The organism is Streptomyces sp. NPDC059895 (genome assembly GCF_042731035.1).
In the GTDB taxonomy this organism is placed as follows: Bacteria; Actinomycetota; Actinomycetes; order Streptomycetales; family Streptomycetaceae; genus Streptomyces.
Map to the genome: position 1 here is coordinate 35,657 of NZ_JBHWKO010000014.1, position 15,071 is coordinate 50,727.

At 76.2% G+C, this 15,071-nt stretch carries 1 protein-coding gene; it reads right to left on the reverse strand.

All coding sequences use genetic code 11. The features are described from left to right. Positions 1–25 precede the first annotated feature (25 nt). Entirely contained in the window at positions 26–15,058 is a 15,033-nt protein-coding gene (locus ACFV9M_RS18330; RefSeq protein ID WP_385063135.1) for a type I polyketide synthase, read from the reverse strand. Between the last annotated feature and the right edge of the window lie 13 nt (positions 15,059–15,071).

Below are 15,071 nucleotides of genomic sequence, written 5' to 3' on the forward strand. Positions count from 1 at the left end.
CCGTCCCTCCGGTCACCGTCAGTGATCAGCTCAGGTTGCCCATGGCGTGCCGCACGAGGTCGGCGACGTCCATGGTGTCGATGAGTTCGGATTCCTGGTCCGCGGGCTCCGCGGGGGCCGGCCCGGCCTCCCCGGTCTCGGCCAGCGCGAGCAGCGTGTCGAGCACGCCGAGTTCCTTGAAGCGGGCCAGCGGTACGTCGGCCAGGACGCGCCGCAGCTCGTCCTCGCGGCCGGCGTACGCGTCGGCGGGGTCCCGCAGCAGTTCGTCCCGCAGGTAGGGGACGAGTGCGTCCGGGGTGGGGTAGTCGAAGATGAGGGTGGCCGGGAGGGCGAGTCCGGTCGCGCCCTGGAGGCTGTTGCGGAAGCCGACCGCCGCGAGCGAGTCGAATCCGACGTCCGAGAACGCCTGGAGCGGGGTGATCGCCTCGGTGCCGCCGTGGCCGAGGACGGCCGCCGCCTGGCTCTGCACCAGCTTGAGCAGGATGCGGTCCTGTTCGGCCTCGCCCGCGCCCTTGAGGGACTCGGCGAGTGCGGAGTCGGCGCCGCCGGTGTCGGCGGCCAGGGCCGCCAGCGCCGCGCTCGCCTCGGGGATCTCGTCGAAGAGCGGTGCGGGCCGCACCGAGGTGAAGCCGGTGACGAACGCCGCCCAGTCCATGTCGGCGACGGTCACGGCCTTCTCGCCGGTCGCGACGGCGCGTTCCGCGGCGGCGACCGCGGCCCGCGGCGGGAGCGCGAGCACGCCGCGGCGGCGCAGCTGGTTCAGGGCTTCCGGGTCGAGTCCGATGCCGATGCCGTCGAAGGCGCCGTAGGCCAGCGACACGGCGGCCAGGCCGCGGCGGCGGCGGCGTTCGGCGAGTGCGTCGAGGGCCGCGTTGGCCGCGGCGGTGACGCCCTGGCCGCCGCCGCCCCAGATGCCGGCGATGGACGAGAAGACGACGAACGCGTCCAGGTCGGTGTCGTGGAGGTGTGCGTCGAGCCAGATCGCGGTGCCGACCTTGGGTGCGAAGACCCGTTCCAGGTCGGCGCGGCCGGAGTCGGCGACGTTGCTGGTGTGGGTGATGTCGGCGGCGTGGACGACGGCGGTCAGGTCGTCGGTGAGCAGGGCGGCCAGCGTGTCGCGGTCGGCGGCGGGGCAGTCGGCCACGGTGGTCAAAAGGCCCGCGTCGGCCAGTTCGGCGCGGAGCGCGGCCACACTGCCGTCCGGGGTCGCCGGGTCCGTGGTGACCACCAGCCGGTCCGCGCCGCCCTCGGCCAGCCGGCGCGACATGTGCAGGCCCAGTCCCTCGGCGCCGCCGGTGACCAGGACCGTGCCGCGGGGCCGCCAGCGCTGCTGCGGGCTCTGTTCGCGCAGCGGTTTGCGGACCAGTCGGCGGGTGTAGGCGCCGGACCTGCGGACCGCGAGCTGGTCCTCGTCGCCGGATCCGCCGAGCACGGCCAGCAGGGTGCGGGCGACGCGGGTGTCCACGGTGGGCGGCAGGTCGACCAGGCCGCCCCAGCGGTCCGGGTGTTCGAGGGCCACCGCGCGGCCGAGTCCCCAGAGCGCGGCCTGGGACTCCTCGACGTCGGTGACGTCGATACCGGTGTTGACGGCGCCGCGCGTGACCCACCACAGGGGCGCGTCCACGCCGGCGTCGGCGAGTGCCTGGGTGAGCGCGAGCAGCGCCGCGGCGGGCGCGACGGGGTCGGGGGCCGCTGTGCCGTCCGGTAGTGCGCCGGCGGTGAGGAGGCTGAGCACGCCGGGCGGTTCGGCGTCGGCGACGGCCGCGCGGACGGCGTCGGCGAGCGCTTCCCGGTCAGCGGGCGCGCGGACGGGCCGGGCGTCGAGGCCGGCCGCGATCAGGGCGTCCAGGATCTCGGCGGCCGGCTGTGCGGGGTCGCCGGGCGGCAGGACGACCAGCCACCGGCCGGCGGGCAGCCCGGTGCCGGCCGGCTCCAGGGGGCGCCAGGTGAGGTCGTAGCGCAGGGCGGCGGCGGTGGAGCTCTCCCGGCGGCCGTCGCGGCGGCCGGCCAGGCCGGGCAGTACGGTGCGCAGCGCGTCGCGGCCGTCGTCGGCCGGCAGATCCAGCAGGCGGGCCAGGCCGTCCAGGTCGGCGGCCTCCACGGCGGCCCAGAACTCGGGGTCGGCGCCGGGCCCCTGGTCGTCACCGGCGTCCTCGCCGTCGGCGTCCAGCAGCCAGTAGTGCCGGCGCTGGAAGGCGTACGTGGGCAGCGCGACCGGTTCGCCGGCCGGCGGCAGTGCCGCGGTCCAGTCGACGGGTACGCCCCGGACGAAGAGTTCCGCCGCGCTGAGCAGCAGGCGGCGCAGTTCGGGTTCGTCGCGGCGCAGTGAGCCGGTGACGGCGGTGGCGGCGCCGAACTCGTCGAGCGTCTCGGTGATCGGCTGGACCAGCACGGGATGTGCGCCCAGGTCGACGAAGACGCTGTGGCCACTGCCCGCGAGGGCGCGTACGGCGTCGTGGAAGCGGACGGTCCGCCGCAGGTTGCGCAGCCAGTACTCGCCGTCCATGACCCCGGGCTCGCGGATCCAGTCGTCGTCGACGGTGGAGTAGAGCGGGATGGCGGGCTGTCGTGCCTCGATGCCGGCGAGTTCGGTGCGCAGCGCGTCGGCGACGGCGTCGATCTGCGCGGTGTGCGAGGCGTAGTCCACGGGGAGCACGCGTGCCTTGACGCCCTCGCCGGTGAGCAGGCCGGCCAATCGGGCGACCGCGTCGACGGGGCCGCCGACGACGGCCGACGTGGGCCCGTTGACCGCGGCGATCTCGACTCCGTCGGCCGGGTCGAGGCGTTCGGCGAGCCGCGCGGCGGGCAGGGCCACGGAGGCCATCGCGCCGCCCCCGGCCAGTCGTTCGGCGATGACCCGGGCGCGGACGGCCACCACCCGGGCGGCGTCGGCCAGGGAGAGGGCGCCGGCCACGTAGGCCGCGGCGATCTCGCCCTGCGAGTGGCCGACCACGGCGTCCGGGCGCAGCCCGAGGGAGCGCCAGACGGCGGCCAGGCCGGCCATCACCGCGAAGCAGGCGGGCTGTACGACGTCGACCCGGCGCAGCAGGTCGGCGCCCGTCTCGCCGTCGGCGGTGAGGACCTCGCGCAGCGACCAGTCGACCCAGGGTTCGAGGGCTTCGGCGCAGCGGTCGATCTCGGCGGCGAAGACGGCCGAGTCGGCGAGGAGGCCGCGGCCCATGCCGACCCACTGGCCGCCCTGGCCGGGGAAGACGAGGACGACCGGTGCGTCCGGGTCGAGCGGGCGGGCCGCCGGGGCGGTCACGACGTCGGGCGAGGGCGTGCCGGCGGCGAGCGCGGCGAGCGCGTCCCTGGCCCGGAGCCGGTCGGTGGCCACCACGACGGCCCGGTCGGTGAGGACGGAGCGCCGGGCGAGTGCCGTGGCCGCGGCGGGCAGCGGGACGCCGGAGCCGGCGAGGAAGGCGCCGAGGCGGCCCGCCTGCGCGGCGAGCGCGGGCGTGCCCCGTCCCGAGACGACCAGCGGCAGGACGCGGGTCTGCTCGTCGTCGCCGGTGGCGGTGGGGGGTGTCACGGGCAGGTCGAGGTCGGCGGGTGCCTGTTCGAGGACGAGGTGGGCGTTGGTGCCGCTCATGCCGAAGGCGGACACCGCGGCGCGGCGCGGGCGGTCCGCCGCCGGCCAGGGCCGTGGCTCGGTCAGCAGTCGCACGCCGCCGCTGGACCAGTCGACCTGCGGGGTGGGCTCGTCGACGTTGAGGGTGGCCGGCAGTTCGGCGTGGCGCAGTGCCTGCACCATCTTGATGACGCCGGCGACGCCCGCGGCGGCCTGGGCGTGGCCGATGTTGGACTTCAGCGAGCCGAGCCACAGCGGGTTGGCGTCGTCGTGCTCCTTGCCGTACGTCGCGAGGAGCGCCTGCGCCTCGATGGGGTCGCCGAGGGTGGTGCCGGTGCCGTGTGCCTCGACGGCGTCGACGTCCGCGCCGGTCAGGCCCGCCGAGGCCAGGGCGCGGCGGATGACCTGTTCCTGAGCGGGGCCGTTCGGGGCGGTCAGCCCGTTGGAGGAGCCGTCGGCGTTGAGGGCGCTGCCGCGGATGACGGCGAGGACGCGGTGGCCGTGCCGCCGGGCCTCGGAGAGCCGTTGCAGGACGACGACGCCGACGCCCTCGGCCCAGCCCGTGCCGTCGGCCGCGGCGGCGAACGACTTGCAGCGGCCGTCGGCTGCCAGGCCGCGCTGCCGGGAGAACTCCACGAAGGCGTCGGGCGACGGCATCACCGTGGCGCCGCCGGCCAGCGCGGTGGCGCACTCGCCGCGGCGCAGGGCCTGTACGGCGAGGTGGATCGCCACCAGCGAGGAGGAGCAGGCGGTGTCCACGGTGACCGCGGGCCCCTGGAACCCGAAGGTGTAGGCGACGCGGCCGGAGGCGACACTGCCCGCCGCGCCGGTCACGAGGTAGCCCTCGGCTTCCTCGGGGACGCGGCGCAGCCGGGTGCCGTAGTCGTGGAAGACGATGCCGGTGTAGACGCCGACGTCGGTGACGTCGGGGCTGCCCGGGTCGATGCCGGCGCGCTCCATCGCCTCCCAGGAGCACTCCAGGAGCAGCCGCTGCTGCGGGTCCATCGCGAGTGCCTCGCGGGGCGAGATGCCGAAGAAGCCGGCGTCGAACGAGGCGGCGTCGTGCAGGAAGCCGCCGGTGCGTACGTAGCTGGTGCCGGTCCGGTCGGGGTCGGTGGAGAAGAGTTCGTCGAGGTTCCAGCCGCGGTCGGCGGGGAAGCCGGAGAGCCCGTCGCGCCGGTCGAGCACCATGTTCCACAGGTCCTCGGGGGTGTCGACGCCGCCGGGCAGCCGGCAGCTCATGCCGACGATGGCGATCGGCTCGTCGGCGTGTCCGGCCGCGGTCACGGCCGCCGCGCCGGGCGGGGTCTCGCCAAGCAGTTCGGCGCGGATCCGCTCGACGAGCCGGGCGGCCGTCGGGTGGTCGAACAGCAGGGTGGCCGGCAGTCCGACGCCGGCGCGGGCCCCGAGCCAGTTGCGCAGTCTGACCGCGGCGAGCGAGTCGAAGCCCTGGTCGCGGAAGGGGCGGGCGAGGTCGATGTCCTCGGTGTCGCGGTGGCCGAGGACCGCGGCGACGCCGTCGCGGACCAGCGCGGTCAGCCGCCGGGTCTGCTCGGCCTGGGTCAGTGCGGCCAGTTCGGCGGCGAGTTCGCTGTCCGCGGGCTCGCCCGGCTCGGGCACGGCGGGTGTGGGCGGGAGCGCGGCGAGCGGGGTGCCGCCGGGGCCGTCCAGCCAGTAGCGCCGGTGCTGGAACGCGTAGGTGGGCAGGTCGGTGCGGAGGACGCCGGGCCGGTCGAACACGTGGTCCCAGCGCACGGCGTGGCCGCGGACGGTGAGGTGGGCGGCGGCCCGCAGCGGTCCGAGGTGCTCCGGGGTGTCGTGGGGCAGGAGAGGCACCGCGGCCTCGGCGGACACGGACGAGGAAACGGAGGCGGGTGGCTGGGCGGAGGTGAGCACCATGGCGCTCAGCGCACCGCCGGGGCCGAGTTCGACGAAGGTGGTGACCCCGTGGTCGCGGAGCGCGGCGACGGCGTCGCCGAACCGCACCGTGTGGCGGGCCTGTCCGGTCCAGTAGCCGGGGTCGGCGAGCGCGTCGGCGGTGATCGGTTCGCCGGTGCGGGTGGAGACGATCGGCAGGGCGGCGGGCCGGAAGGTGAGCTGGTCGAGCACCGCCCGGAACGCGTCGAGCATCGGCTCGACCAGCGGTGAGTGGAAGGCGTGGCTGACCGTCAGCCGCCGGGTGCGGCGCCCGCGTGCGGTGAACTCCTCGGCGATGGCGAGGACACCGCCCTCCTGCCCGGAGACCACCACGCTGTCCGGCCCGTTGACCGCGGCCAGGTCGGTGCCGGGGTGTCCGGCGAGCAGCGGCCGTACCTCGTCCTCGGCGGCCTGCACGGCGACCATGGCGCCGCCGCGCGGCAGCCGCTGCATCAGGGCGCCGCGCGCCGCGACGAGACGGCCCGCGTCGGCGAGGGTCAGGACGCCGGCGAGGTGCGCGGCGGTGACCTCGCCGATGGAGTGCCCGGCGAGGTGGTCGGGGCGGATGCCCCAGGACTCCAGCAGCCGGAACAGCCCGGTCTGGAGGGCGAAGAGCGCGGCCTGGGTGTAGAGCGTCTCGTCGAGGAGGACGGCGTCGGGCGTGCCGGGCTCGGCGTGGGCGACCGCGTGCGGCGGCCGGGGCGGGTCGTAGGGCGCCAGGTGCCGTTCCACCGCCGCCAGTGCCTCGTCGTGGGCGGTACGGAAGACGGGGTGGGCGTCGGCGAGGCGGCGTGCGACACCGGCTCGCTGGCTGCCCTGGCCGGTGCAGAGGTAGGCGAGCCGGCCCTCGGTCGCGGTGCCGGCGGCGACCGTCTCCCCGGCCGTGCCGGTGGCCAGCCGGCCGAGTTCGCCGAGGAGTTCGGCCCGGTCGGCGGCGACCACGACGGCCCGGTGCTCCAGGCGTGCCCGGCCGTGCAGCAGGGTCCACGCGACGTCGCGCAGCGGCAGGTCGGGGTGTGCGGCGAGGTGTCCGGCCAGTCGGGCGGCCTGCTCCCGCAGCGCGGCGGGGGTACGCGCGGACAGCAGCACGGGCACCGGCGTGCCGTCGGTGGCGTCGCCCTCGGGCCCGGCTTCTGGTGCGGCCGGAGGCGCTTGTTCGAGGATGACGTGGGCGTTGGTGCCGCTGACGCCGAAGGCGGACACTCCCGCGCGCCGGGGGCGGTCGGTGCGCGGCCAGGGCTGCTGCTCGGTCAGGAGCCGCACCGCGCCGGCCGTCCAGTCCACCTGCGTGGTGGGCCGGTCGGCGTGCAGCGTGCGGGGCAGCACGCCGTGCCGCAGGGCCTGCACCATCTTGATGACCCCGGCGACGCCCGCGGCGGCCTGGGTGTGCCCGATGTTCGACTTGACCGAGCCGAGCCACAGCGGTGCGCCGTCCGCGCGGTCCTGGCCGTAGGCGGCGAGGAGTGCCTGCGCCTCGATCGGGTCGCCGAGGGCGGTGCCGGTGCCGTGTGCCTCGACGGCGTCGACGTCCGCGGGGGTGAGGCCGGCGTCGGCCAGGGCGCGCCGGATGACGCGTTCCTGCGAGGGCCCGTTGGGCGCGGTGAGTCCGTTGGAGGCGCCGTCCTGGTTGACCGCGCTGCCGCGCAGCACGGCGAGGACCTCGTGCCCGTTGCGCCGGGCGTCGGAGAGCCGTTCGACCAGCAGCAGGCCGACGCCCTCGGACCAGCCGGTGCCGTCGGCGCCGTCGGCGAAGGCCTTGCACCGGCCGTCGGGTGCGAGGCCGCGCTGCCGGGAGAACTCCACGAAGGTGTCGAGGGCGGCGATGACCATGACACCGCCGGCCAGGGCCATCGTGCACTCTCCGCGGCGCAGTGCCTGCGCGGCCAGGTGCAGGGCGACCAGCGAGCCGGAGCAGGCGGTGTCCAGGGTGAGGGCGGGGCCTTCGAGTCCGAGGTGGTAGGCGATACGGCCCGAGGCGACACCGGGTGAGACGCCGGTCAGGCGCAGTCCTTCGAGCGCGTTCGCGTCGTGCAGGCGCAGGGCGTAGTCGTTGCTGTTGGTGCCGACGAAGACGCCGACCTCCTGGCCGCGCAGCGTGTCCGGGTCGATCCCGGCCCGTTCGAAGGTCTCCCACGACGTCTCCAGGAGCAGCCGCTGCTGGGGGTCCATGGCCAGCGCCTCGTTGGGCGAGATGCCGAAGAACGCGGCGTCGAAGCCGGCGGCGTCGTCGAGGAAGGCGGCGTCGCGGACGTAGACGGCGCCGGCCCGGTCGGGGTCGGGGTCGTAGTGCGCCTCGGCGTCGAGGCCGCGGTCGGCGGGGAACGGGCCGACCGTGTCGACGCCGTCGGCGACGATCCGCCAGAGGTCCTCGGGGCCTGTGACGCCGCCGGGGAAGCGGCATCCCATGGCGACGATCGCGACGGGCTCGTCCGCCGGGGCGGCCCGCGGCACGGTCGGGCGGGCCTCCCGCGCCGGCTCCGGCAGGAGCAGGGTGCCGAGGCGGGCCGCGAGCCGGGCGGCCGTCGGGTGGTCGAAGGTGACGGTGGGGCTCAGCCGCAGGCCGGTCGCCGCGGCCAGCCGGTTGCGCAGTTCGACGCCGGTCAGCGAGTCGAAGCCGGCCTCGCGGAAGGCCCGGTCGGGCCGGATCGCCGTGGCGTCGGGGTGTCCGAGCACGTCGGCGGCGTGCCGGCGGACGAGTTCGAGCAGCGCGGCGTCCCGCTCGGCGGGGGGCAGCGGCGCCAGGCGCCGTGCCAGGCCGTCCGGACCGGCCGGTGGGGCGCCGGCGGCCGGGCGCGCGGGCGGGGCGAGGGCCCGCAGCAGCGGGCTGAGGGCGGCGCCGGACGCGGCGGCGCGCACGGTCGGCAGGTCGAGCTGGGCGGCGACCAGCACGGGCTGTCCGGCGCCGAGGGCGGCGTCCAGGAGCGTCAGGCCGGCCGCCTCGGTGAGGGCGACCATGCCCGTACGGCGGGTGCGCCGCAGGTCGGTGGCGCTCATCCGGCCGGTCATCTCGCCGGGTGGCGCCCACTGTCCCCAGGCGATGGCGACGGCGGGCAGCCCCTGGGCATGGCGTCGTTCGGCGAGCGCGTCGAGGGTGGCGTTGGCGGCGGCGTAGTTGGCCTGGCCCGGGTTGCCGAACACGCCCGCGGCCGAGGAGAACAGCACGAAGGCGGCCAGGTCGAGGTTCCGGGTGAGTTCGTCGAGCGCGAGCGCGGCGTCCGCCTTGGGGCGCAGCACGGTGGCCAGGCGCTGCGGGGTGAGCGCGGTGAGGACGCCGTCGTCGAGGACGCCGCCCGCGTGCACGACGCCGGTCAGCGGGTGTGCGGCGGGAATCGAGTCGAGCAGCGCGGCCAGGCTCGGCCGGTCGGCGGCGTCGCAGGCGGCGACGGTGACCTCGGCGCCGAGCGCGGTGAGGTCGTCGGTCAGCCGCCGCGCGCCGGGCGCGGCGGGTCCCCGGCGGCTGACCAGCAGCAGGTGGCGTACGCCGTGCCGGGTGACGAGGTGCCGGGCCACGAGGGCGCCGAGGGTGCCGGTGCCGCCGGTGATCAGGACGGTGCCGCCGGGGGCGAGTCGGGGGTCGGCCGGCCGCACCGGGACCGGAGTGAGCCGGGGCAGCAGAACCGTCGGCCGGTCCGCTCCGGCCGCTCCTGCCGCTCCGCTGATCCGGGTCTGCGGATGGCCGGCGGCGGCGATGGCGCGCAGGGTGCCGGGGGTGGGGGGCGTGTCGGCGGCCACCAGGTGGAGCCGTCCGGGGTTCTCGGACTGTGCCGAGCGGATCAGGCCCGCGACGGCCGCGGCGCCCGGCCGGTCGATGCCCGGTTGTTCGGCGTCGCGGGTGAGCACGAGCAGGCGGGTCCGCTCCAGGGCGGGCTCGGCGAGCCAGCGGTGCAGCACCTCCAGGACGGTGCCGGTGGCCGCCAGCGGGTCGTCGAGCAGGTCCGCGCCGACCTCGAACAGCAGCAGTCCGGGCGCGTCGCCGCCCGCGGCCAGCACGGCCAGGTCGGCGGCGGTCGCGACCCGCACCGGGTCCGGGAGGTCGCCGCTCCCGGCGGCCGGGACGGGCAGGTCGACGGCCGTCCACTCGGGACGGAACAGCGCGTCGCGGAGCAGGCCGGGGTCGGCCCGCAGCTGCTCGGCGCCGAGCTCGGCGCCGGCCACCGCGTCGACGGTCATCACGGGGCGGCCGTCCGGATCGCTCAGGACCAGCCGAGCGCCCTCGGCGGAGGGGGAGCCGGCCGAGCGTGCGCGTACGGCGGTGGCACCGGAGGCGAGCAGCGAGACGCCGCTCCAGCGCGCCGGGTGCCGTCCGTCGCCGAGGACGGTCCGTACGGCGGCGTCCAGCAGGGTGGGGTGCAGTCCGTAGGCGCCGGCGTCGTCGTCGGGGCCGAGCGCGACGTCGTAGGCGCTGGTGTCGCCGTCGGGCGTGGCGTCGGGCGTGGCGTCTTGGGCGAACTCTTCGGCGTACGCGAACTCATTGTCGGACGCGGGCTCATCGGCGTACGCGGACTCATCGTCGTACGCGGGCTCAACGTCGTACGCGGCCTCAACGGCGTACGCGGACTCAACGGCGTACGCGGACTCTTCGGCCTCACCGGCGCCCTCGGCCGGGACCTCGCGCAGCGCGGTGTCCGGTTCCAGGACTCCCCGTGCGTGTTCCCGCCAGCCGGTGTCCGCCCCGCCCCGGGTGTGGACGCGCAGCGCACGCGTCCCGTCGTCGCCCGCGGTGTCCACGGTGACCCGCGCCGCGATCCCGCCGCGCTCGGGAAGCGTGAGCGGCCGGTCCACGACGAGTTCGCGCAGCCGGGGCGTGCCCAGTTCGTCGCCGAGCCGGATGGCCAGTTCGACCAGGGCCGCGGCGGGCACGGTGGACCAGGGCAGCGTCCGCCGGGACCAGGTCGCGGCGGCGATCCGGACGTCCGTGCCGGGTGCCTCGACGAACGCGTCGACCAGCGGGTGTCCGGCGGCGCCGAGGCCGAGCCCGTCGCCGCCGCGGGGGCGGGCGGCGTCGGTGAGCCAGTAGCGCTGGTGCTGGAAGGGGTACGTCGGCAGGTCCACGACCGGGTCGGCGCCCGGCGGCAGCAGCGCGCCCCAGTCGACGGTCGTGCCGTCGGTGTGCAGCGCGGCGAGGGCGCGCAGCAGGTCCTCCTGCTGTTGCCGGTCGTCGCGGTCCCGGCGCAGCAAGCTGTGCGTGACGGCATCCGGCTCGCCGATCAGTCCGCCCAGCGTCGCCGGGCCCAGCTCGAGGAAGGTGCGGTGTCCGTCGGCCAGCGCGGCGGCCACGGCGTCGCCGAAGCGGACCGGGTGCCGGGTCTGGGCGACCCAGTAGTCCGCGGTGGCGAAGTCGTCGGCGGCGCGGGCCCCGGTGCGGCCGGCGTAGACCGGCAGGGTGGGGGCCCGCCGGTCGAGGTGCTCGATCGCGTCGCGGAAGCCGGGCAGCACCGGTTCCATGGCGGCGGAGTGGAAGGCGTGCGAGACGCGCAGCTCGCGGACCCGCCAGCCGCGTTCCCGGGCGGCGGCGACGAGGTCGGTCACGGCGCCGCCGCGGCCGGAGACGACGACGGCCGCCGGGCCGTTGACGGCGGATATCTCCACGCCGTCGCGCAGCAGCGGGCGGACGTCCGCTTCGGCCGCCGCCACGGCGGCCATCGCCCCGCCCGCGGCGGCGCGTTGCATGGCCCGGCCGCGGGCGGCCACCAGGCGGGCCGCGTCGGGCAGGGAGAGCGCTCCGGCGGCGTGGGCCGCGGCCACCTCGCCGATCGAGTGTCCGGCCAGCGCGGCGGGCCGGACGCCCGCCTGCCGCAGCAGGGCCAGGAGCCCGCTCTGCACGGCGAAGAGGGCGGCCTGGGACAGTACGGTCTGGTCGAGCGGGCCGAGGCCGGGTACCGCGCCGTCGACGAGGTCCGCGGCGTCCTCGCCCACCGCGCCGAACGCCGCGTCCGCGACCGGGCACGAGACGGCGCCCGCCAGGTGCTCGTCGAGCAGCGCGCAGGTCTCGTCGAAGCGCCGCGCGAACGCCGGGAACCGGTGGTACAGGCCGCGGGCCATCCCGGCCCACTGGGCGCCCTGTCCGGGGAAGAGGAACACCACGCCGGTGTCACCGCGGTCGGCGGCGGCCGGGATCGGCGCGGTCAGGGCGGTGACCGCGGCGGCCCGGTCGGCCGCGACGACGACGGTCCGGTCGGGCAGCGTGGCCCGCCGGTCGGCCAGGGTGCGGGCGACCTGCCGGAGGTCCGCCCGGTCCGTCGCGAGGAAGTCGGCGAGGCGGCGGGCCTGTTCGGTGAGGGCTGCGGTGCCCCGCGCGGAGAGGACCAGGGGCAGCACGGCGTCGGGTTCGGTGCCGGGTTCGTCGGTGGCGGGCGGCTCGGCCGGCGCCTCCTCGATGATCACGTGGGCGTTGGTGCCGCTGATGCCGAAGGCGGAGACACCGGCCCGGCGCGGCCGGTCGGTGCGCGGCCACGGCCGGGTCTCGGTGAGCAGCCGTACCGTGCCGCCGGACCAGTCGACCTCGGGGGTCGGCTCGTCGACGTGCAGGGTGGGCGGCAGTTCCTCGTGGCGCAGCGCCTGCACCATCTTGATCAGCCCGGTCACTCCGGCGGCGGCCTGCGCGTGGCCGATGTTGGACTTCACCGAACCCAGCCACAGCGGGTTGTCCGCGTCCCGGTCACGGCCGTACGTGGCCAGCAGCGCCTGCGCCTCGATCGGGTCGCCGAGCGTCGTACCCGTACCGTGCGCCTCCACCGCGTCCACGTCGGCGCCGGTCAGGCCCGCCGTGGCCAGGGCCCGGCGGATGACGCGCTGCTGGGCGCGGCCGTTCGGGGCGGTGAGGCCGTTGGAGGCGCCGTCCTGGTTGACCGCGGAGCCGCGGACCACGGCCAGGACGCGGTGGCCGCGGCGCCGGGCCTCGGAGAGCCGCTCCAGGACGACGACACCGGCGCCCTCGGCCCAGGCCGTGCCGTCCGCGCCGGCCGCGAAGGACTTGCAGCGGCCGTCCGCGGCGAGGCCGCCCTGCCGGGAGAACTCCACGAAGGAGTCCGGCGAGGCCATCACCGTGGCGCCGCCGGCGAGCGCCATCGAGCACTCCCCCGAGCGCAGCGCCTGCGCGGCGAGGTGGACGGCGACCAGTGAGGAGGAGCAGGCGGTGTCCACCGTGACCGCGGGGCCCTCGAAGCCGAACACGTACGCGATCCGGCCGGAGGCCACGCTGGTCGCCAGGCCGGTGGTGAGGAAGCCCTCGGTCTCCTCGGGGACCTGCCGCAGCCCGCTCGCGTAGTCGCGGTTCATGACGCCGGTGAAGACGCCGATGTCGGCGCCGCGCAGTCCGTCGGGTGCGAGACCGGCGTGTTCGAGCGCCGTCCAGGAGTTCTCCAGGAGGAGTCGCTGCTGCGGGTCCATGGCCAGGGCCTCGCGCGGGGAGATCCCGAAGAACGCGGCGTCGAAGCCGGCGGCGTCGGCCAGGAAGCCGCCGTGGCGGGTGTGCGAGGTGCCGGTCCGGCCCGGTTCCGTGTCGAGCAGGCGGTCGAGGTCCCAGCCGCGGTCGGCCGGGAACTCGGAGCGCCGTTCCTGTCCGGCGCGGACCAGGTCCCACAGTCCGGCCGGGCCGGTGACCCCGCCCGGCAGTTCGCAGCTCATGCCGACCACGGCGATGGGCTCGTCGGCGTCCGCGGGACCGGCGGGCGAGGGGGCGTCGGGTTCGGAGATCCCGAACAGCCCGCGGCGCAGGTGTGCGGCGAGCGCGGCGGGCGTCGGGTGGTCGAAGCCGACGGTGGAGGTGAGCCGCAGTCCGGTGCGCCCCGTGAGGTGGTCGCGCAACTGGACGACCAGGGCCGAGGTCAGGCCCAGGTCCCGGAAGGCCTGCCCGGGAGCCGGTTCCGGCGCGCCGGGCGGCAGCGGGAGCCGGCCCACCTCGGCGCACACCAGGGCGGTGAGCGTCTCCTCCTGGTCCTGCGCGTCGAGGCCGCTCAGCTCGGTGCGCAGCCGTGCGGCGACGGCCGGGTCCGCGCGGTGCGCCGGTGCCGGGTCGCCGGGTGCGCTCGCCGAGTACCGCTGTTCGGTGGGGAGTTCGGCGAGCCGGTGCCGGATCACCTTGCCGGAGCCGGTGCGCGGGATCTCCGTGACGTCGTGCACCTGCTCGGGGATCTTGAAGGCGGACAGCTCCGTGCGGCAGCGGGCCAGCAGTGCGGCGAGGTCGTATCCGCCGGGCCCGGGGACGACGTAGGCGGCCGGGATCTCGCCCAGGGTGTCGTGCGGCAGCCCGGCCACGGCCACGTCGGCGACCCCGGGGACGGTGCGCAGCACGCTCTCGATCTCGACGGGGTGGATGTTCTCCCCGCCCCGGATGATCAGTTCCTTGATCCGGCCGCGGATGCTGAGGTGGCCGGTGGCGGCCCGGACGGCCAGGTCGCCGGTGCGGAACCAGCCGTCGCGGAACGCCTCGGCCGTGAGCTCGGGCGCACCGTGGTAGCCGGCCATGACGTTGGGGCCGCGGACCCAGACCTCGCCCTCCTCGTCGTCGGCGGTGTCCGCGCCGGTACGGGGATCGACGACGCGGACGTCGACGCCGGGCACCGGCAGTCCGCAGGAGCCCTCCACCCGGTTGCCACCGGGCGGGTTGACGGTGATGGAGCCGCACGTCTCGGTGGAGCCGTAGGCGTCGACCAGCGGCACGCCGAGCGTCTCCTCCACGGCACGTTGCAGTTCGGCACTGGTGACCGCGCCGCCGACCAGGCCGATCCGCAGGTCCGGGGCGGTGAAGCCGTCCTGTGCGGCGCGCACGAGGTGGTGGTAGACGGTGGGCACGCCGGCCAGGAACGTGGAGCGTTCGGCGCGCAGCGCCTCGACCACGTCGGCGCCGGAGTTGCCCGCCATGATCCGGGCCTGCGCGCCGACGGCGGTCACGGACAGGACGCAGGCGATGTGCGAAAGGCTGTGGAAGAGCGGCAGCGGCCACAACACCCGGTCTTCCGGGGACAGTTGCGGCACCGGCACATAGCAGGCGGCCACGGAGTGGAGGCAGTTGCGCTGAGTGGAGAGCACCCCCTTGGGCCGTCCGGTGGTTCCCGATGTGTAGAACATCCACGCGACCTCGTCGAGGCCGAGGTCGTCGGGTGGATCCGTGGGCGGCTCGACGTCCGCCAGCCGCTCGTACGCGAGTTCACCCGGCTCCGGCGTCCCGGCTCCGGCGACGATCGTGACGGGCGGCTCGGCGCCGTGGGCGGCGCGCAGGGCGGCCGCGCAGGAGGTGTGTGCGAGGACGAAGGCCGCGCCGCTGTCGGCCAGCAGATAACGCAGTTCCGCGGTGGTGGACCGCGGGTTGACGGGTACGGCCACGGCGCCCGCGCGCAACACCGCCAGATAGGATTCCACCATTTCTACACGATTACCGAAGCACATCAGAACTTTACTTCCGCGAACGACCCCGAGTTCCACCAGGTGACCTGCGAGTCGGCGGGTCCGTGCCTCAAGTTGGCGGTAAGTGACAGCGCGCAGATCATCAGCGAACGCAATCCGCGAACCGCGTTCCACGGAATGCCGAATCAGGAGTTCAGTCAGCGGCCTGACAAGGTCGGAACGCATGAACGGAACCACC

Coding starts and splice junctions, on each gene's coding strand:
- ACFV9M_RS18330 (WP_385063135.1), bottom strand. CDS start 15,058: ATGCGTTCCGACCTTGTCAGGCCGCTGACTGAACTCCTGATTCGGCAT.